Here is a 19,821-nt window from a genome sequence, read left to right as displayed (position 1 = left end):
GATGATTATGGAAAATTTAAATGTAAATCAAAGAGAAAAGAAGACTGGACATTCAAGTAGAAGAAGCAGAAGACACGGATTAATTCCTGGAGTTGTATATGGAAAAGGAATGAATAATCTTTTATTTGAAATAGGAGAGCTAGAACTTAATCATGCACTTGCTGTAGCTGGAGAGCATGGAGTTTTAAATGTAAATTCACAAGAGGGACAAATGAATACACTTATAAAAGAAGTTCAAAGAGATCCTGTAAGTAGAAGGGTTGTACATATAGATTTAGAAAAGGTTGATGGAAACGAAGAAATAGTAACAACTGTGCCTATAAATTATATTGGTGAGGCTCATGTAAATAACATAGATGCTGTACTACAAAAAAATAAAGAGGGCATAAAGATAAAATGTTCACCTAATAATATTCCAAAGTGTGTAGAACTGAATGTAGAAAAGGCCGAAAAAGGAGATCAGTTCAAGGTTTCTGATATCGAATGTGGAAGTGAGATAACAGTAGTTGATGATTTCGATTCTGTAGTGGCTTCTATAAGCTATGATCAAAAAATAATAACTCAAGAAGTTGTGGATCAACAAGTAGAAGAGAATAGAGCTAAAAAAGAGAATTAATATTAATAAATTGAGAATGGAATTGATAGTAAAATAATTCCATTCTCAATTTTTTTATTTTCATATTATAAAATAATGTAGTATAATATCTGTGGAAATAAAATACAAAAGGGGAGAGAGCGCAGTGTATAAAGAAAGATATGAAGAATGGTTAAACTCTAGTAGTATTTCAGAAGAAATAAAAGATGAATTAAGAACGATATCAGATGAAAAAGAAATTGAAGATAGATTTTACAAAGAATTAGATTTTGGTACTGGTGGATTAAGAGGAATAATTGGTGCTGGAACTAATAGAATGAATATCTATACAGTTGGAAAAGCTACTCAAGGGTTTGCTGATTATTTAAATGATAATTATGATGGAAATAAATCAGTTGCAATAGCTTATGATTCAAGAAATATGTCTAAGGAATTTGCAAAGGCAGCAGCATTAACTCTTTGTGCAAATGGAATCAAAGTTAACCTTTTTGAATCTTTAAGACCAACTCCAATGTTATCCTTTGCAGTTAGAGAATTAAATTGTAATGGTGGTATTGTTATAACAGCATCACATAATCCAAAGCAATATAATGGATATAAAGTTTATGGAGATGATGGATGTCAGTTAACAGATGCTCCTGCTAAAGCTGTTATTGGATATGTTAATGAAATTACAGATTATGCCAACATAAAAACAATGAGTGAAGAAGAAGCCTTAGAAAAAGGTCTTTTAGTTTACATTGGCGAAGAAATAGATAAAAAATATATGGATGCTTTAAAAACTTTAACTATAAGAAAAGAACTAGTTAAAGAGCATGCTAAAGATTTAAAAATAATATATACTCCAATCCATGGTTCAGGAAACATTCCTGTAAGAAGAATATTAAGTGAGCTTGGATATGAGAATGTTTTCGTTGTTAAAGAGCAAGAATTACCAAACGGAAACTTCCCAACTGCACCATATCCAAATCCAGAGGATCCAAAAGTGTTTGAATTAGCTTTAGATATGGCTAAAGAAATTCAACCAGATATAATATTTGGAACAGATCCTGACTGTGATAGAATAGGTGTTGTTGTTAAGGACAATGAGGGAGAATATCAAGTTTTAAGTGGTAACCAAACAGGTATGTTATTAACTAATTACATTTTAAGTTCATTAAAAGAAATGAATGAGTTACCTGAAAATGGAGCTGTTATAAAAACTATAGTTACTACAGAATCAGTTAGAAAGATGGCTGAGGAATATGGTGTAACATTAATAGACACATTAACAGGATTTAAATATATAGGAGAAAAAATAAAAGAGTTTGAAGAGTCAGGTTCAAATCAATACTTATTTGGATTTGAAGAAAGTTATGGATACTTAGCAGGTACATTTGCTAGAGATAAAGATGCTGTTGTAGCTTCAATGCTAATAGCTGAAATGACTTTATACTATAAAGGGCAAGGAAAAACTCTTTATGATGGTTTAATAGAGCTTTATAACAAATATGGTTATTTCAAAGAAAGCTTAGTATCAATAGAGCTTGCAGGAAAAGAAGGACAAGAACAAATTGCTAAGTGCATAGATGGCTTAAGAAATGAAACTTTAAAAGAAATAAATGGTGTTAAGGTTGTTATATCTTTTGATTATAAGTTAAGCAAAGAAGTAAATAATTTAACAGGAGAAGAAAAAGAGATTAATCTTCCAAAGTCAAATGTTTTAAAATATGTTTTAGAAGATGATTCATGGTTTGTTGTAAGACCTTCAGGCACAGAGCCTAAGATGAAAGTTTACTTATCAGTAAAAGGTTCAAGCTTAGAGGATTCAAAAGAAAAAACTGAAACTTTCAAAAATGCTATAATGGAAGTAATCAATACTAAGCTAAAATAGTCTAGGTGAGATAAGGAGCTGTATATTTTATACAGCTCTTTTTATATTTTTAAATAGGACTACACCAAAGAGATGATTAAAGTGTTATAATATATAACTAATACATATTAAGGTGAACTAAATTTTATTTTGTGATAAAATATAGTTCGAAATTTATGATGTATAATAAATTTAGGTTTATAAATTTTATTTTTAGATAGAATTAAAATAGTTAGTAAAAGTTAGTTAAGGAGATAGAGATATGAGTTTTAATACATTTGCAAAAGAGAAGTTATCACAACTTTTATTTTTAGAAGTAGATGGGAATGGGCTTATTAAAAGTTTAGGTAAAGATCAAAAGGAAGTAAATATAAAAGAATTGTATGTTCCTATAGATCCAAGACATTTATCAAGTGATATAAAGAGTGGATATAAGTTAGAATCACTACAAATAAACTATTTAGTTGAAGGCATGTTTTTTGCTTTAGGCGGAGATAAAGATTTTAGATTTAATGAAGATTATAAAAAGTTAATTCCATTAATAGATGATGCTATTCCATGTGTGAAAAAAATAGTAGCTGATAAGGTTAAAGATGGAAATATGGTTGAGGCTTTCATGCTTTTAAAAGGATTAAACGAGATTTCTGATGATACTGATGTTTATGAAAATCTTTTATTAATATGTGAATCCTTAAGAGAGAAAAATAAGTCTTATAATGAAACTCAATTAGAAATATGTGATAAATGTAAGGCTCATAGAAGTGACTTAGCACTTCCATACCTTTATTCAGCAATAGCTTACAATGATATGGGACAATATGATAAGGCTTATGTTGATATAAATGAATATTTAGCTAAGGGTGGAGAAAGAAACGAAATAGTTGAGGTTTTATATAATGAAATAAAGGATTCAGCTGATTATGAAGAAGGAAAAGAAGAATTATTAGAAGAGCCAGAAGATGCTTTAAAAAGACTTATTCCTTTAGCAGATAAGTTTCAAGATAATGCTATACTAAGATACTATATTGCTACAGCTTATAGAAGATTAGGGAATTTTGAAAAGGCAATTTATTATTTAAATGAATGCTTAGCTATTGATGATAGTATAGTTGAAGCTGTTAATGAAATGGGAATAAACTATGCTTCATTAGGTATATATGATGAGGCTGTTAAATACTTAAGAAAAGCCTTTGAAAGTACAAGAGATATAGAGATTTGTACTAATTTAATAGTTTGTTATTTAAATGCAGGGATGATTGAAGATGCTAAACAGCATTTAGATATAGCTAAAGCTATTAATAAGGATGATGAGATAGTAAAAGAAATAGAAACATTTATGAAAAATAATAATATTAAATAGCCTTTAGGAGCGAGATATGTATAGGGAGTTATTAGGATATAGGATATTTTCAGAGGATAAAAAGAAACTTTTAGAAGAAATAAAAAATAAAGAAAGAGTCAACATAATATCTGGAAATCCAGAGGTTTTATTTAATGGTATAAACAATGAATTTTTAAGAAATAGCTTTACTGAAGAAGATGCCTTAATAATTCCAGATGGAGTTGGAACACTTCTTGCAGCTAAGATAAACGGCATAGAAATAAAAGAAAAAATAGCTGGTATTGAAGTTATGAATATGCTTTTAGAGGAAGCTAAAGAAAGTGGATTAAAAGTATTTTTATTAGGAGCTAAAGAAGAAACTCTTATTGCATGTAAAGAAAAAATAGAGAATAACTATAAAGGAATAAATGTAGTTGGAAGTAATAATGGTTTTTTTGATTTAGAAAATTGCAATGATTTAATAGAAAAAATTAATGAAAGCAAAGCTGATATAATTTTTGTTGCAATGGGAGCTCCAAGACAAGAGATATTTATAGAAAAATATAAAGATAAACTTTGCTGTAAAGTTTTTATGGGTGTTGGTGGTAGTTTTGATGTTATGGCTGGTAATGTAAATAGAGCACCGGAATTTATGATTAATATTGGCATGGAGTGGCTTTATAGAGTAGCTAAGGAACCTTGGAGAATAAAGAGATTAGGCTCTATACCAAAGTTTTTACTTTTATCAGTTAAAGAAAGAGGTAAAAAATAATGAAGATTTTATTTATAGCCTGCTATTCACCAATGATTAATAATTCTGCATCTATTGAGACTCTTATGTACTTAAATAATTTATGTAACATAGATAATAATAATGTTCATCTTTTAACAGTAGATTTTCCTAAAAACTCTATTTATTATGATGCAGAAATTCTTAAGCTTTTAGATAGTAAGGTAAAAGTCCATGCAATTGAGGGTGGAAAATTATTTAATAAGATAATGCCTAAAAAACCTAATAATGAAGAAGTAAGTAAAGTTCCTTCTAATACAAAAGCTAATGGCAAGATGAAGCTTATGAGGAATATTAAAAATAAAATAATTTTTCCTGATATGTATTACAACTGGAGCTTCAAGGCCTCAAAGTATGGAAAAGAGCTTATGGAAAAAGAGAAGTTTGATGTCATTTTTTCTATGCATGAACCACCTTCAAGTCATCTTTGCGCTTTAAGAATAAAAAAAGCTTTTAAGGATATACCATGGGTTTTATATTGGAGTGATCCATGGCTTAAGGATCCATCAAGAGAAGATATTGGATTTATAAGAAAGTTTATAGAAGGTAAACAGGAAAAAGCTGTAGTATTAAATGGTGATAGACATATATTTGTAACTGAAGAGAACAAAAAAGACTTTATAGAAAAGTATAATGTTAAAGATGATAAAATGTTTATTGTAACTAGAGGATATAATAAAGCTATATATGAAGAGATTGAAAGAGAAGAGAAACCAGAGCTTTTAAAAGAGGATAAGATAAATTTAATTTATGCTGGAGAGATTTTTAGTAAGATTAGAGATTTAAGACCTTTCATAAAAGCCTTAAAAGAATTAGAAATAAGCAATAAGGAATTATTTAATAGATTAAACATAATATTCTTTGGAAATATAGATGATGAAAACATAAAAGAAGCATTAAAACAATTTTCCAATGTAAGTGTTAATGGAAGAATTGATTATAAAGAAGCTTTAAGATATATGATTCATGGGGATGTTCTTCTTGTTTTAGGAAATAAAAATTCAAAACAAATACCTGCTAAAATATATGATTACTTAGGAACAAAAAATCTTATTATGGTTATACTAGGTGATGAAAATGATCCTATAAAGAATGTTATAAGTAATAAGGATAAGTGTATAGTTAGTGAAAATAAATATGAAGCTATATTAGATGATTTAAATAAATGCAGAGAATTAATTGATTCTGGTAAGAGTTTTGAAGCTAATGAAGAATATGAATGGAGTAGCATAGGAAAAAAATTAAATAATATACTTAAATTAAAATAAGCAATAATATTTGATGGAGGGGTAATTAATGAAAAACCAAACAATAAAAGATTTTATAGAAGACTTAGGATCAAGTTCATCAGCACCTGGCGGTGGGGCAGCGGCAGGTATTGTTGGAGCAGTAGGAGTAGCTTTAACTTCAATGGTTTATAGCTTAACTGTTGGTAAAAAAGTTTATGAATCTTTAAGTGATGAAAATAAAAGGATTCTAGACAAGAATCTTGAAGAGGCTAAAAAAAGCTATGATGAAATGTTAGATTTCATGAATAGGGACGAAGAGGCTTTTAGTGCATTAATGGACTGTTATAAATTGCCTAAGGATACAGAGGAAGAAAAGAAATTAAGAAGTGAAAAAATAGATGAATGTACTTTGGGTGCAATGATAGTTCCTTTAAAACTTAGCAGAAAGGCTTTAAAGTTTTTTGATAATGTAAAGTTTGCTGCAAAGTATGGAAATAGAAATTTAGTTTCTGATGCAATTGTTAGTGCAATAATGCTTAGTGCTTGCATAGATAGCTCTGTAGTTAATGTGGAAATAAACTTAGCCTTTTTAAAGGATGAGGAATTTGTGAAAAAGATAAAAGAAGAAATTTTACATATAAGACATGAAAGTACTAGATTAAAAGAAGAAATTTTAAAAGAGAATAATTTCTTACAAGATTAATGATAACTTTAGTTAAATTTATCTATATTTTATATGTATTAAATCTTAAATAATTTAGAAATATTATAGAGGTTTAGCGTAGACTAGGTGTTTTAGTTTATGCTAGACCTCTAAATATATTTAGGATTTTATGAAGAAAGATTATTCTTGTTTAGGTGTTATGTCATTTAAAGATTTAAATTCAAATCCATCAGCTTTAAGTTCTTTTATAAGCTCATCTAAAATAGCAGTATTTGTATCAGATACAGCATGAAGTAAGGCTATTTCACCGTTATGAAGCTTATCGAATATTTTCTTCTTAGCAGCCTCTCTAGAAGGTTGCTCATTAACTAGCCAATCTCTATATGCAAAACTCCAAAAGACAGAAGTATAACCAAGTTCTTCAGTTGATGCTAGAGATTGCTCACTGTATTTTCCCATTGGAGGTCTAAAGAATTTAGGCATTTCTTTTCCTGTTACTTTAAAATACTCTTCTTCAACCTCAGTAAATTCCTTTTTAAACTTTTCTTTATCAAGAATTTTAGCCATTGATGGATGGTGAGAAGTGTGATTACATACAAGATGACCTTCTTCATCCATTCTTTTTATAAGATCTGGATAATCTTTTATATATGGTCTTGTTACAAAGAAGGCAGCAGGTACTTGGTTTTCTTTTAATATATCAAGTATTTTTCCTGTATTTCCATTTTCATATCCTTCATCAAAAGTAAGAAAAATTTCTTTTTTTGAAGTATCTCCACAATAAAGTACCTTATATTTAGATATATATGGTGTTTCTTTAGGGCCATGAGGGATTCCTTCTTCTTTGTTATAAGAGTAATACCAGTTAAATTCTTTTGTGCAAGGACTATTGATTTCTTTTGCTGCTATTTTTGTATTTAAAGAAAGAGATAAAATTATCATTGTTGAAAAAAATAATGATAAAAATTTCTTAATCATAAAACATCACCTCGAATTTATTATGTGTTATATATTAGGATTAATTTGTATTTTTAGGTGGATAATTAGGAAACATAATACAGTTGTTGAAATATATATTAAGCTAGAGTATAATCATTAAGTATGAAATTAAATATGAGAAAGGGACGTGTACATAGATGAAATTAGGAATGGTTGGATTACCAAACGTTGGTAAAAGTACATTATTCAATGCTATTACGAAAGCAGGAGCTGAATCAGCAAACTATCCTTTCTGTACAATAGAGCCAAACGTAGGTGTTGTAAGTGTACCAGATAAGAGATTAGATGTTTTAGAAAAAATATATAACACAAAGAAAAAAGTATATACTGCAATAGAGTTTTATGATATAGCAGGATTAGTTAAAGGTGCTAGTAAAGGTGAAGGATTAGGAAACAAATTCTTATCACATATAAGAGAAGTTGCAGCTATAGTTCATGTTGTAAGATGTTTTGATGATGAGAACGTTGTTCACGTAGAAGGTTCTGTAGATCCAATAAGAGATATAGAAACTATAAACTTAGAACTTATTTTTGCGGACTTAGATGTTCTTGAAAGAAGAATGGAAAAGACTGTGAAATTAGTGAGATCAGGTGATAAAACTGCTAAGTTTGAGTATGATGTAATGGAAAGATTAAAGGCTCACTTAGAAGCAAATAAACCAGCTAGAACTTTAGAAGTAACTGAAGATGAAGAAGCTTTCGTTAAGAGCTTATTCTTAATAACTTCAAAACCAGTTTTATATGCTTGCAACATATCAGAAGATGATATGATGGAAGGAAATTTAGACAATGAATATGTTCAAAAAGTAAGAGCATATGCTGAATCAGAGAATTCAGGAATCATGGTTGTTTGTGCTAAACTTGAAGAAGAATTATCAGGATTAGATGACGAAGAAAAGGCTGAAATGTTATCTGAGTACGGATTAGAAGAGGCAGGCCTTGATAAACTTATTGAAGCAAGCTATAAATTATTAGGATTAATGAGTTACTTAACAGCAGGTGTACAAGAAGTTAGAGCTTGGACAATAAAACAAGGAACTAAAGCTCCACAAGCTGCAGGTAAAATTCACTCTGATATAGAAAGAGGATTCATAAGAGCAGAGGTAGTTTCTTATGATGACTTAATAGAATGTGGTTCAGAAGCAGCTGCTAAAGAAAAAGGTGTTTATAGATTAGAAGGTAAAGAATACGTAATGAAAGATGGAGACATAGTTAACTTCAGATTCAACGTATAGTTTAAAAGTAAAAAATAGAAACTTTTTTACATCAAATTTAAACAGCATTTTTAGACGAAAAAAAGCTATTTGAAAGTTAATTTCAAATAGCTTTTTGCTTTGTGGCGGGAGTATGTGGGAATCGAACCCACCCATGATGGTATTAGCACCATAACTAGGTGTTGAAGACCTGTAGAGACACCAGCCCCTATCTACTCCCATAGTATTTTAAAATTTTACATCAAAATAAATATAATGTCAAATTTTTTTCTAAGGGTATTTTAATAGTATTAATTTATAAATAATAAATTTTGAAAGGAATTTTTAATTTTTTATAGAATAATGTATAATAAAATATATATATAATGGGAAAATAGTTGCAATAATATGATATTCTAGTGTAAATTAGTAAGAGGCATAATAATTTACATATTATTTAATAATTAATAAATATGTTTAAGAATATTTATTGATAAAAACAAAGAAGATAAATTTAGTTATATTGATGATATATAATATGATTTTAATAATCAAAAGATGATAATTAATTAAAAAATTAAGGAGTATTTATATGGAATTTAAACACGTTTCGGTTTTGCTGGATGAATGCATCGATGCTTTAGATATAAAAGAAAATGGTATATATGTAGACTGTACATTAGGTGGTGCAGGGCATTCAAGCGAAATAGTTAAAAGGCTTTCAAGTGAAGGAAGATTAATAGGATTTGATCAGGATAAAGATGCTTTAAAAGCAGCAGGAGAAAGATTAAAAGAGTATGAAAATGTTACCTATGTACATAGTAATTTCTATGCTATATATGATGTCCTAACTGACTTAGGAATTGAGGGAGTAGATGGTATTCTTATGGATTTAGGAGTTTCTTCTTATCAGTTAGATAATGGAGAAAGAGGATTTAGTTACATGCAAGATGCTCCTTTAGATATGAGAATGAATAGAGATAATGAATTCTCAGCATATGAAATAGTTAATACATATTCAGAAGAAGAGCTTTACAGAATAATAAAGGAATATGGGGAAGAAAAATTTGCTAAAAGGATAGCAAATTTTATAGTTAAAAATAGAGAAGAAAAAAATATAGAGACTACTTTAGAATTGGTTGAAATAATAAAGTCTGCTATTCCAGCTAAGGCTAGAAGAGAGGGACCACATCCAGCTAAAAGAACATTTCAAGCTATAAGAATAGAAGTTAATAAAGAACTTGAAATAATAAGCAAAACTATTTTTGATGGAGTTAAGAAACTTAACAAAGGCGGAAGAATGGCTATAATAACATTCCATTCTTTAGAGGATAGAATTGTTAAAAATGCATTTAAGGAATTAGCTAATCCTTGTACGTGTCCTAGCGAGTTTCCAGTATGCGTTTGTAATAGAAAGCCAGAAGTTAAACTTATAACAAGAAAACCTATAGATGCTAGTAAAGAAGAATTAGAATTTAACCCAAGGAGTAGAAGTGCTAAGCTAAGAGTAATAGAGAAATTATAATATGATATTTTAGAAACAAATGTTTAAGTAGATTTTTTTAAGTAAGGGGAATAAAAATTAATTGGAGAGGGATAAGAGATGATTGTAAAAGAGTTTGATTATAATGGAAGTTCTGCACTTAAACCACAAAGAAAAGAGCAAACTGTACCAAGTAGAAAAACCTACGATAAGAAAAAGAAAAAAATCGAACAACAGAGAAGAAAAAAGCAAAAAGACAAAAGAGTAAGAAAAAGTGTATTACAAATAGTACTTCTAATATTAGTTGTTGGTGGGGTAACAATAAGTAGAGATATAAAAGTTTATAAGACTCAGCAACAGTTGGATTCAATGAATAAGCAAATAAATTCTGTCATAACAGAAAATGAAGCTTTAAAGGTTCAAATATTAAAAGCAAGTTCTTTAGATAAAATAGAGGATGTCGCTAAAAACAAACTAAAAATGATATTGCCAACTAAGGATGATATGGTTAAGTTAAGTGGTGACCAAACTACTGAAGGGAAGCAATAGGGGAATAAATTAGGGTGCACTTTTATTATTGTTTTAAGAGTGCATCCATAATTTTTTATATAATGGCTATAGATTTATTAATTTGATTTTTTAAAAATAAACTTAATAAGTTTAGTAGTTTTCTAAAGATAACTTTTTGAATGTAAGGCTCATTTTATTTGACTTAATATGGAGGGCTAAGTGTGAAAAATAAAAAGAAGAACAAAGGATTTAAAGATTATAAAATAACAAAGTCGCTTACGAATAGAAGATCTTATTGGATTATGTTAGTCATATGGGGATTATTAGCGGTCTTAGTATTAAGATTATCGTATATAATGATTTTTAAGCATAAAGAATATGGTACCATGGCTGAAGAGCAATGGAAAAATGAAGTGAAAATAGCTGCTAAAAGAGGAGATATCTTAGATAGAAATGGTGGCCAATTAGCTGTTAGTGCCAATGTTTATAGAGTAGATTTAGACCTTAAAACTTTAAAAGAAATTGCTTTTAAGAATGATGATACAGATGATGAAAAAAAAGCAAAACTTAATAAAATAGCAGAAGAGTTAGGAACTGCTTTAGATATGCCAAAAGAAGATGTGTATGATAAATTAAACACAACTTTACCATCAGGAGTGCCAGCAACATCAGCAACCTTAGTTAGAAAAATAGAAAAGGATAAAGCTGATAAAGTTAAGGCTTTAAAAATAAAAGGGGTAATAGTTTCTCAAGATACAAAAAGATATTATCCAGACAATAATTTCTTAGCTCAAGTTTTAGGAAGAGTTGATCAAGATGGAGTTGGTCAAGGTGGGATTGAACGTGAATACAATGCAGAATTATCAGGTATTCCAGGAATGAGGATATCAGAAGTTGCAAGAAATAGTAATGGGATCCCTTATTCAAATGCTGAATTTGCAGCTCCTGTAGATGGAAAAGATGTTACACTAACTATTGATGAAACAATACAATATTTCGCTGAAAAAGTTGCAGAAAAGGGTATGAAAGAATATCAAGCAGAAGGAGTTAGTATAATAGTTATGAATCCTCAAAATGGGGAAGTTCTAGCTATGGCTAATAAACCAGATTATAATCCTAATAATCCTTATGAAGGATATAAAAATTTCCCGGGTGATAATGAAACACAAAAGACTGAGAATATGTGGAAAAACTCGGCTGTGTCAAATACATTTGAACCAGGATCTATATTTAAGATGGTAACTTCAGCAGCAGCAGTACAAGAAGGAATAGCTGGTGGAGATGAAACTTATTATTGTCCAGGAGGAAAAAATGTTTCAGGGACTTATATAAAATGTTGGAAACCAGAAGGACATGGAACTGAAACATTTGACCAAATATTAGAGAATTCTTGTAACGTAGGATTCATGGATATAGGTGAGAAGCTTGGAAAAGAAAAATTAAATGAATATATACAAAAATTTGGATTTGGAAAAGCTACTGGAATAGATTTACCAGGTGAAACTTCAGGAATAGTACTTCCTAACGATAAAATAGGACCAGTAGAACTTGCTACAATATCTTTTGGTCAAACAGATAGTGCAAGTGGAGTGCAATTAATGGCTGCTATGAACACTATCGCTAATGGAGGAACATGGATTCAACCTCATGTTATGAAGGAAATAAGTCATGAAGATAAAGATGGAACAAGGGTTGTAGATGAAACTTTTGAACCTAAAAAAGTTCAAAATGTAATAGATCAAAAAACAGCTAGAAGAGTAGCTGAGGCTTTAGAAAGAACAGTTCATTATGGTTCACCTAAAAGAGCATATATAGAAGGCTATGAGATAGCTGGTAAAACTGGTACAGCTGAAAAAGTTAAAGAAGGCGGTGGATATGGTGCAGGATATGTAGCATCATTTGCGGGATTTGCTCCATATGATAATCCTCAAATTTCAGTTTTAATATCAGTTGATAATCCAAAAGGTGAATATTTTGGAGGATTAGTAGCCGCTCCATTAGCACATGATTTATTTAGTGAAATATTTAATTATATGCAATTAGATACTTCAAATTTAGATAAAAATAAAACTAAAGAAGTAGTTATACCAGAAGTAAGAGGTATGAGTTTAGATAAAGCTAAGGCTATTTTAGACCAAAATAATATAAAATACTCCATAGAAGATGGAGGAAGTTCTATAGTGGATATGAATCCTAAACCAGGATACACAATAAAAGAAGGAAGTGAAATTAAACTTTACACTAAAACTACTTCAAACTATAATAAAGATGTTGTAGTACCAGATTTTAATGGTCTTTCAATGGAACAAACTAAAGAAATTCTTGATAAAATTGGTTTGAAAGGTACATTTGAAGGAGAAGGAAATGTAAAAGAGCAAAGTATAGCTCAAGGCGATGTAGTGAAAAGTGGTACAACAATACAGTTTAAATTAGCTAAGAAATAATTATAGTTAAAAAACTAGCATGTGAGTAAATTCACATGCTAGTATTTTGTGAATTTAACGCTTGTTTAGTGCATAGTATTTAAGGAGTGAAAAAAATGATTCTTAAAAGTTTATTAAATGGCTTAGATTATGAAGTTATAAAAGGTAATGAAGAGTCAAAAATACAAGACATAAGATATGATAACAGAAAGATAGAACAAGGAGATATCTTTGTTTGTATAAAAGGTTTTAAAGTAGATGGACATTCCTTTATAGGTGATGCTGTTAAAAGGGGAGCTAAGGTAATAATAGTTCAGGAATATGTAAGTGTTTCAGAAGACATAACAATAATAAAAGTTAAAGATACTAGAAAAGCTCTTGCATTAATGTCCTCAAATTATTTTGGAAATCCAAAAGACAAATTAAAAATAATCGGAATAACAGGAACTAACGGAAAAACAACTTCTGCTTTTATGATTAAATCAATTTTAGAAAAAGCAGGATGTAAAACAGGATTAATTGGAACTATAGCAAACTATATAGGAAACAAGAAAGTTGATGCTGTTAGAACAACACCAGAATCTTATGAGCTTCATGAATTATTTAAAAATATGGTTGAAGCTGGAGTTGAATATTGCGTTATGGAGGTTTCATCTCATTCTCTAGATTTAGATAGAGTATATGGGGTTCAATTCGTAGAGGGAATCTTTACAAATCTAACTAGAGATCATTTAGATTTTCACAAAACCTTTGAAAACTATTATAATGCTAAATTTAAACTTTTCGAAAGAAGTAATCATAGTATCATAAACTTAGATGATCCATATGGTACTAACATAATAGAAGATATAGAAAAAAGAGGAGTAAAGACAAAAGTTTCTACTTTCTCAGTTGAAAAAGATTCAGATTTTAAAGCTTTTGAGATTAAAAGCCACTCAAATGGTTCAGAATTTAAGGTGAATTTAGATAAAATAGAAGAATTTTCTATAAATATTCCTGGAGAATATAATATATACAACTCATTAGGCTGTATAATATGTGCATATAACTTAAATATTCCTGTAGAAAAAATTAAGGAAGGATTAAGTGATGTTGTAATACCAGGAAGATGTGAACTAGTTGCAAAAGAAAAAAATTTACCTTATAGCATAATAATAGATTATGCACACACACCAGACGGATTAGAAAATATTTTAAGTACAGTAAAAGCCTTTACTAAGAATAGAATGATTTCTGTATTTGGTTGTGGTGGGGATAGAGATAAAGTTAAGCGTCCTCAAATGGGTGAAATAGGTTGTAAATTATCAGATGTTGTAATAATTACTTCTGACAATCCAAGAAGTGAAGAACCTATGGATATAATAAATGACATAGTAAAGCCACTTAAGTATGATAACTTTGAAATTGAAGTTAACAGAAAAGAAGCTATAAGAAAAGCTATGAATATGGCTTTAGAGGGTGATGTTATAGTTATAGCTGGTAAAGGTCATGAGACTTATCAAATACTAAAAGATGAAACAATACACTTTGATGAAAGAGAAGTTGTATATGATATTTTAGAAGGCAAGTAGAGGTGTTAAAGAATGCTAGAATTAAATTTACAAGAGATTGTAAAAGCCACTAAAGGAACTTTATTAAAAGAAGCTGATGTAAAAGAAATAAAGGCAGTATCAACAGATACAAGAAAGATAGAAGAAGGAACTTTATTTATTGCATTAAAGGGTGAAAATTTCAATGGAAACAACTATGTTCTAGATGCTTTCAATAAAGGGGCTAAGATTGCTATAGTTGATGAAGTTAAATGTGATATAAATGAGCTAAAAGATGGAGTTTCTTTAATTAAGGTTGAAAATACAAGAAGAGCCTTAATGGATTTAGCTAAATTTTATAGAGAAAAATTAGGATTAAAAGTTGTTGGAATAACTGGATCAGCAGGAAAAACTTCTACTAAAGATTTAGTTGCTGCTGTTTTAAGTGATAAATACAAAGTATTTAAGACAAAGGGAAATTTCAATAATGAAATAGGATTACCTCTTATGATTTTAGAGCTAGATAGTACATATGATGTAGCTATTCTAGAAATGGGAATGAGAGGTCTTGGTCAAATTAGAGAACTTGCAGAAATTGCATCTCCTGATTTAGGTATTATAACTAATATAGGAATTTCTCACATAGAAATATTAAAGACTAGAGAAAACATATTAAAAGCTAAAATGGAAATAACAACTTTCTTTGATAAGAATAATACTCTTGTTGTTTGTGGAAATGATGATTTTCTAGGGGCTTTACCTAAGGCAGAGTATAAAATAGTTAAAACTGGAGTTGGAGAAGATTTTGAAATAGGAGCTAAGAATATAGCTTTAGAAGAGCTTTCATCTACTTTCACAGTATATGACGGTGATAAAGAAATAGAGTTTTCTTTAGATATGCCAGGGAAACATAATATAAGCAACCTTATGCTAGGAGTTGCTATAGCAAAAGAGTTAGGCCTTTCATTTGAAGAAATGAAGAGAGGGTTAAACAATATTGAGGCAACATCAATGAGATTAGAACTTATTAAAAAAGATGGATTTTCAATACTAAATGATTGCTATAACTCTAGTCCAGTAGCTGTTAAATCTTCTATAGATGTTATGAAGAATATAGAAGGCAAAAGAAGAATAGCAGTTTTAGGAACGATGAAGGAACTTGGACATAAATCAGAGGAAGCTCATGAAGAAGTAGGTAAGTATGCAAAGGAAAATGGAATAGATAAAATACTTTGCTGTGGAGAGTTCTCAGAAAACATTAAAGAGGGATATGGAGAGGGATGTACTGTATATCCAAATAAAGAAGCATTAATAAGCACTTTACTTAATATAATATGCGAAGGGGATATTATATTAGTTAAGGCATCAAGAAGTTTAAAATTTGAAGAAATAACTAAAGCATTATTAGAGAAGTAAATGTAACTAAGGAGGTGAAGCTGCTTACTGGTTTAAGTAGCAGAATTTTATGGAAATTTTGAAGTCGATGATAGATCCCAAGATAGTAATGGCAATAGTGATAAGTTTTATAGTAGCATCAATACTAGGACCTATTATAATTCCACTACTACATAAACTAAAATTTGGACAAAACATTAGAACAGAGGGACCAAAGAGTCATTTTAAAAAAGCTGGAACACCAACTATAGGTGGACTAATATTTATATTTGCAACTATTATAACAATGTTTATTATGGTTGGTAATCCAACAGATGAAGCGATGGTAGCTTTATATGCATTTATAGGATTTGGTTTTGTAGGATTCTTAGATGACTTATTAAAGATAATTAAGAAGAAAAATGAAGGATTAACATCAGGACAAAAAATGATTTTACTATTAATCGTATCAGGCTTTTTAACTTGGTATGCTTATAAATATATAGGAACTAGCATTAACATACCATTCTTAGATGGTCAACTTAACTTAGGATTATTCTATATACCATTTGTAGTATTCTATTTTGCTGGGGTAACAAATGCAGTAAACTTAACAGATGGATTAGATGGGTTAGCTACATCAGTTACTGTTTTAGTAACAACATTTTTAGGAATAGTTAGTTATAATTTAGGACACATAAGTTTAGCAATATTCTGTGTTGCTTTAGCTGGTTCATTACTTGCATTCTTAAGATTTAATGCGTTTCCAGCGAGAGTATTTATGGGAGATACAGGTTCTCTTGCTTTAGGAGGAGCTGTAGCAATGATAGCTTTAATATTAAAAATGCCTTTAATATTAGTGTTCATAGGAATTATATATGTAATAGAAACACTTTCTGTTATATTACAAGTTGCTTCATTCAAACTTACAGGTAAAAGAATATTCAAAATGGCTCCAATACATCACCATTTTGAACAATTAGGTTGGAGTGAAACAAAGATAGTTTCTGTATTCTCTATAATAACAGTGGTATTTTGCTTCATTGCTTTTGCTTCACTTTAGAAAATCCCTAAATAGGAGGTTTTTAAATGAAGAAAAAAAAGACTACTAAATCTAGATATGGTCAAATGGACCTAGGTCTTTTATACACAATAGTTATATTACTTGCTATTGGTGTAATTATGGTTTATAGTGCAAGTTCATATTTCGCTATGGTAAATGAAGGCGATAGTATGGCTTACTTAAAGAAACAAGGGCTTTTCGCTATTATTGGATTAATAGCTATGTTTGTAATAGCAAACTTTGATTACCATAAGCTTAAAAAACTTACAGTACCATTAATCATAGTAACACCTGTATTATTAGTGGCCGTTTATGCTTTCCCAGCAGTAAAGGGAGCTCAAAGATGGATAAGATTAGGACCACTATCTTTCCAACCATCTGAGCTTGCTAAGTATGCAGTAGTTATAATACTTGCTTATATGATTACCAATAAGGGGGAGCAGATTAAGGAGTTTTGGAAGGGAATAGTTCCATGCTTCTTAGTTGGAGGATTCTTTGCAGTTCTTATACTTGCACAAAAGAACCTTAGTATAGCAGCTGTAACAGGTTTTGTTACTTTCATAATGGTTTTTGTGGCTGGAGCAAGAAAAAGATTTATGTTTGGTGTAATAGCACCAGGAATGATTGTAGCAGGATTATTCTTTGCTTTAATAGAGCCTTATAGAGTAGCTAGAATGATGAACTTTATAAATCCTTGGAAAGATCCTGCTGGTGATGGATATCAGCTTATTCAATCTTTCTATGCTTTAGGAGCAGGTGGAGTTACTGGGCTTGGAATAGGTCAATCTAGACAGAAGACTTTATACATGCCAGAGCCACACAATGACTTTATATTCTCAATAATAGGAGAAGAATTAGGATTAATAGGGTGTACAGTAGTAATCTTATTATTTGTTATATTCGTTTACAGAGGAATAAAAATAGCTATGAGTGCTGAAGATGAATATGGTACTTTATTAGCGGTAGGAATCACTTCAATCATAGGAGTACAGGCTATAATTAATATAGCCGTTGTAACAGGTTCAATGCCAGTTACAGGAGTTCCGCTTCCATTTATAAGTTATGGAGGAACTGCTTTAGTATTTAACCTTATGGCTATGGGAATTCTACTTAATATATCAAGACAGGGAAATAAAAAGATTGATTAAAGGCGTTTTATACGCCTTTATTTTTTTTAGAAAAATAGGGGGAAAATATGTGGAATTTCTTACAGTAATGTTTTTATTATTATTAATATTTTCTTAAAAAATTAATGAAAAAAATCCAGTAAAATGATATTATTGATATTGAAATGCAAAATAAAGTATTAAGGAGAATTATGAATACAAATATAAATGATTATATATTAAAAAAGAAAAGAAAAAAGATTAGAAAAAAGGTCATATTGATTAGTATAATACTTATTGTTGTATTAGGTTTAATTCTACTAAAAACACCTTATTTCAATATAAAAAAGGTTAATATAAACAACAATAATATTATAACTAAAGAAAAGGTAATACAAGAAAATGATGTTTTAAATCAAAATATATTTTTACTTAACACATCAGCTTTAAAAAAGAAAATATTAAGTAATCCATATATAAAAGATGTTAAGATATCAAGAAAACTTCCAGACGAATTGACAATAAAGGTGGAAGAAAGAAATGCAACTTTCATCGTAAATGATGGTGCAGATTTCTATGTGTTAAATGAAAATCTGGTTATAATGGAAAAGAAAAATTCTGCAGAGGGGTTACAACTACCAGTAGTAACTGGATTAAATGTTGAAAATAGATTCTTAGGAGAACCTATGAGTACTGACAAAGAAAAAGTTGAAGTCTTGAAACAAATAGGAGAAGTTTTAAATAAAAGCAAAGTAAAAGTTAACTCTATAGATGTATCTAACCTTAACAATATTGTTATGAATAAAGGTGAGGTTCAAATACTTCTAGGGGGAACAGATGAATTAGGAGAAAAATTAAATAAGATGGTTAATATATTAAATGACCCAGCAGGAAATTTTGAAAAAGGATATATAAACATAAGCTTTAATGGGAACCCTGTAATATACAAAGAAAAGTAAGGAGGAATGTTTTTTGAAAAAATTGTCTTCACAAATTATCATTGGAATAGTTTGTGCCTTGTTAGGTTTTTTATTAACTTATCAATTTAAAATGATAAATAATAAAGAAAAAAATATAATAGAAAATTATAATCAAAATGACATAATGGCTGAAATAGATGGACTTAAAAAAGAAAAAGAAGAGCTTCAAAAAAATAATGACTCTTTAAATAAAAGATTAAAAGAGATAGAGGATGCAGCTACATCTAAAGGTGATGTAAATAATAAAATAAAAGAACAGTTAGATGAAACTAGAATGATACTAGGAACTGAAGAGGTTAATGGACCGGGAATAATTTTATCAATAACACCAAAGTCACCATTACTTACTTCAAAGAATCCTGAATATATAAGTGAAAAGGAGATAATTCATATATTAAATTTATTAGCTTTCTCAGGAGCAGAAGCTATTGCAGTTAATGATATTAGAATAACTCCTCAGACAGGAATAAAAAATGCAAGTAACTTTATATGGATAGGAAATAATGAAAGAATTTCTCCAAAGGAGAGTTTAACAATAAAGGTTATAGGAAACCAAGATAACATAATAAAGGGAATAGATTTTCCAGGAGAAATGGACTATGGAGTATTAGGCGGTAATTATGATTATAAATATGAGAAGAAGGATTCAATTACAATACCTAAAACCACTCAAAACCTATCTTCTGAGTATTTAAAAAAGGTTGATTAGG

At 29.4% G+C, this 19,821-nt stretch carries 17 protein-coding genes and 1 tRNA gene; 16 read left to right on the top strand and 2 right to left on the bottom strand.

The features are described 5' to 3' along the window. Nucleotides 1-7: 7 nt before the first annotated feature. The 6 genes from OIF33_RS03745 (at nucleotide 8) to OIF33_RS03720 (ending at nucleotide 6,490) form a co-directional block, all read left to right on the top strand. Entirely contained in the window at nucleotides 8-616 is a 609-nt protein-coding gene (locus OIF33_RS03745) for a 50S ribosomal protein L25 (RefSeq protein WP_322502886.1), read from the top strand. Between the two features lie 124 nt (nucleotides 617-740). Continuing rightward, nucleotides 741-2,468, top strand: a complete 1,728-nt coding sequence (locus OIF33_RS03740; RefSeq protein WP_322502885.1) for a phospho-sugar mutase — start codon at nucleotides 741-743, stop codon at nucleotides 2,466-2,468. Nucleotides 2,469-2,709: 241 nt separating this feature from the next. Next, entirely contained in the window at nucleotides 2,710-3,807 is a 1,098-nt protein-coding gene (locus OIF33_RS03735; RefSeq protein WP_322502884.1) for a tetratricopeptide repeat protein, read from the top strand. A 16-nt stretch (nucleotides 3,808-3,823) separates the two neighbouring features. Beyond that, on the top strand, nucleotides 3,824-4,540 hold the full coding sequence (locus OIF33_RS03730) for a WecB/TagA/CpsF family glycosyltransferase (RefSeq protein ID WP_322502883.1): 717 nt from the start codon (nucleotides 3,824-3,826) through the stop codon (nucleotides 4,538-4,540). After that, nucleotides 4,540-5,826, top strand: coding sequence for a glycosyltransferase (locus OIF33_RS03725; RefSeq protein ID WP_322502882.1), 1,287 nt, complete (start codon nucleotides 4,540-4,542; stop codon nucleotides 5,824-5,826). Before OIF33_RS03730 ends, OIF33_RS03725 begins: the two co-directional genes overlap by 1 nt. 28 nt (nucleotides 5,827-5,854) lie before the next feature. Beyond that, nucleotides 5,855-6,490 carry a cyclodeaminase/cyclohydrolase family protein gene (locus OIF33_RS03720; protein WP_322502881.1) on the top strand — a complete coding sequence of 212 codons (636 nt, stop codon included), beginning with the start codon at nucleotides 5,855-5,857 and terminating at the stop codon, nucleotides 6,488-6,490. A gap of 141 nt (nucleotides 6,491-6,631) precedes the next feature. Here OIF33_RS03720 and pdaA read toward each other — a convergent pair whose 3' ends face one another. Then, nucleotides 6,632-7,429, bottom strand: coding sequence for a delta-lactam-biosynthetic de-N-acetylase (gene pdaA, locus OIF33_RS03715; RefSeq protein ID WP_322502880.1), 798 nt, complete (start codon nucleotides 7,427-7,429; stop codon nucleotides 6,632-6,634). A gap of 158 nt (nucleotides 7,430-7,587) precedes the next feature. Here pdaA and ychF point away from each other — a divergent pair, with 158 nt between their 5' ends. Further along, complete coding sequence (gene ychF / locus OIF33_RS03710) at nucleotides 7,588-8,685, top strand: redox-regulated ATPase YchF (RefSeq protein ID WP_322502879.1); 1,098 nt, start codon at nucleotides 7,588-7,590, stop codon at nucleotides 8,683-8,685. Nucleotides 8,686-8,787: 102 nt separating this feature from the next. Here the strand turns inward: ychF and OIF33_RS03705 are convergent. Beyond that, a tRNA-Sec gene (locus OIF33_RS03705) sits at nucleotides 8,788-8,884 on the bottom strand. Between the two features lie 351 nt (nucleotides 8,885-9,235). Between OIF33_RS03705 and rsmH the strand changes: the two genes are divergently transcribed. The 9 genes from rsmH to OIF33_RS03660 all read left to right on the top strand — a co-directional run bounded on the left by rsmH (nucleotide 9,236) and on the right by OIF33_RS03660 (nucleotide 19,820). Beyond that, nucleotides 9,236-10,168 carry a 16S rRNA (cytosine(1402)-N(4))-methyltransferase RsmH gene (rsmH, locus tag OIF33_RS03700; RefSeq protein ID WP_322502878.1) on the top strand — a complete coding sequence of 311 codons (933 nt, stop codon included), beginning with the start codon at nucleotides 9,236-9,238 and terminating at the stop codon, nucleotides 10,166-10,168. A gap of 78 nt (nucleotides 10,169-10,246) precedes the next feature. Further along, nucleotides 10,247-10,675 (top strand): cell division protein FtsL, encoded by a 429-nt coding sequence (locus OIF33_RS03695; RefSeq protein WP_322502877.1) that lies wholly within the window; start codon nucleotides 10,247-10,249, stop codon nucleotides 10,673-10,675. 182 nt (nucleotides 10,676-10,857) lie between these two features. Continuing rightward, nucleotides 10,858-13,080 (top strand): stage V sporulation protein D, encoded by a 2,223-nt coding sequence (locus OIF33_RS03690; protein ID WP_322502876.1) that lies wholly within the window; start codon nucleotides 10,858-10,860, stop codon nucleotides 13,078-13,080. 95 nt (nucleotides 13,081-13,175) lie between these two features. Beyond that, the gene (locus tag OIF33_RS03685) at nucleotides 13,176-14,630 is read left to right on the top strand and encodes a UDP-N-acetylmuramoyl-L-alanyl-D-glutamate--2,6-diaminopimelate ligase (RefSeq protein ID WP_322502875.1); all 1,455 of its coding nucleotides are present in this window, start codon (nucleotides 13,176-13,178) and stop codon (nucleotides 14,628-14,630) included. A gap of 12 nt (nucleotides 14,631-14,642) precedes the next feature. Continuing rightward, nucleotides 14,643-16,004 (top strand): UDP-N-acetylmuramoyl-tripeptide--D-alanyl-D-alanine ligase, encoded by a 1,362-nt coding sequence (locus OIF33_RS03680; RefSeq protein WP_322502874.1) that lies wholly within the window; start codon nucleotides 14,643-14,645, stop codon nucleotides 16,002-16,004. Between the two features lie 49 nt (nucleotides 16,005-16,053). After that, nucleotides 16,054-17,025, top strand: a complete 972-nt coding sequence (gene mraY / locus OIF33_RS03675; RefSeq protein ID WP_322502873.1) for a phospho-N-acetylmuramoyl-pentapeptide-transferase — start codon at nucleotides 16,054-16,056, stop codon at nucleotides 17,023-17,025. A gap of 26 nt (nucleotides 17,026-17,051) precedes the next feature. Then, nucleotides 17,052-18,173 (top strand): stage V sporulation protein E, encoded by a 1,122-nt coding sequence (gene spoVE / locus OIF33_RS03670; protein WP_322502872.1) that lies wholly within the window; start codon nucleotides 17,052-17,054, stop codon nucleotides 18,171-18,173. A 170-nt stretch (nucleotides 18,174-18,343) separates the two neighbouring features. Continuing rightward, nucleotides 18,344-19,090: a cell division protein FtsQ/DivIB gene (locus tag OIF33_RS03665; protein ID WP_322502871.1), complete on the top strand. Its 747-nt coding sequence runs from the start codon at nucleotides 18,344-18,346 to the stop codon at nucleotides 19,088-19,090. Nucleotides 19,091-19,103: 13 nt separating this feature from the next. Next, nucleotides 19,104-19,820, top strand: a complete 717-nt coding sequence (locus OIF33_RS03660) for a DUF881 domain-containing protein (protein ID WP_322502870.1) — start codon at nucleotides 19,104-19,106, stop codon at nucleotides 19,818-19,820. Nucleotide 19,821: the final 1 nt, after the last annotated feature.

Source organism: Clostridium sp. LIBA-8841, from assembly GCF_034439435.1.
In the GTDB taxonomy this organism is placed as follows: domain Bacteria; phylum Bacillota; class Clostridia; order Clostridiales; family Clostridiaceae; genus Sarcina.
Note: the sequence above shows the minus strand (reverse complement) of the source record. Positions and strands in the feature narration are given on the sequence as shown.

What these genes read in the sequence shown, in the direction of transcription:
- mraY (WP_322502873.1), top strand. Translation starts at nt 16,054, where the DNA reads ATGGAAATTTTGAAGTCGATGATAGATCCCAAGATAGTAATGGCAATA.
- OIF33_RS03730 (WP_322502883.1), top strand. Translation starts at nt 3,824, where the DNA reads ATGTATAGGGAGTTATTAGGATATAGGATATTTTCAGAGGATAAAAAG.
- spoVE (WP_322502872.1), top strand. Translation starts at nt 17,052, where the DNA reads ATGAAGAAAAAAAAGACTACTAAATCTAGATATGGTCAAATGGACCTA.
- OIF33_RS03745 (WP_322502886.1), top strand. Translation starts at nt 8, where the DNA reads ATGGAAAATTTAAATGTAAATCAAAGAGAAAAGAAGACTGGACATTCA.
- OIF33_RS03695 (WP_322502877.1), top strand. Translation starts at nt 10,247, where the DNA reads ATGATTGTAAAAGAGTTTGATTATAATGGAAGTTCTGCACTTAAACCA.
- OIF33_RS03720 (WP_322502881.1), top strand. Translation starts at nt 5,855, where the DNA reads ATGAAAAACCAAACAATAAAAGATTTTATAGAAGACTTAGGATCAAGT.
- OIF33_RS03725 (WP_322502882.1), top strand. Translation starts at nt 4,540, where the DNA reads ATGAAGATTTTATTTATAGCCTGCTATTCACCAATGATTAATAATTCT.
- rsmH (WP_322502878.1), top strand. Translation starts at nt 9,236, where the DNA reads ATGGAATTTAAACACGTTTCGGTTTTGCTGGATGAATGCATCGATGCT.
- ychF (WP_322502879.1), top strand. Translation starts at nt 7,588, where the DNA reads ATGAAATTAGGAATGGTTGGATTACCAAACGTTGGTAAAAGTACATTA.
- OIF33_RS03735 (WP_322502884.1), top strand. Translation starts at nt 2,710, where the DNA reads ATGAGTTTTAATACATTTGCAAAAGAGAAGTTATCACAACTTTTATTT.
- pdaA (WP_322502880.1), bottom strand. Translation starts at nt 7,429, where the DNA reads ATGATTAAGAAATTTTTATCATTATTTTTTTCAACAATGATAATTTTA.
- OIF33_RS03665 (WP_322502871.1), top strand. Translation starts at nt 18,344, where the DNA reads ATGAATACAAATATAAATGATTATATATTAAAAAAGAAAAGAAAAAAG.
- OIF33_RS03680 (WP_322502874.1), top strand. Translation starts at nt 14,643, where the DNA reads ATGCTAGAATTAAATTTACAAGAGATTGTAAAAGCCACTAAAGGAACT.
- OIF33_RS03685 (WP_322502875.1), top strand. Translation starts at nt 13,176, where the DNA reads ATGATTCTTAAAAGTTTATTAAATGGCTTAGATTATGAAGTTATAAAA.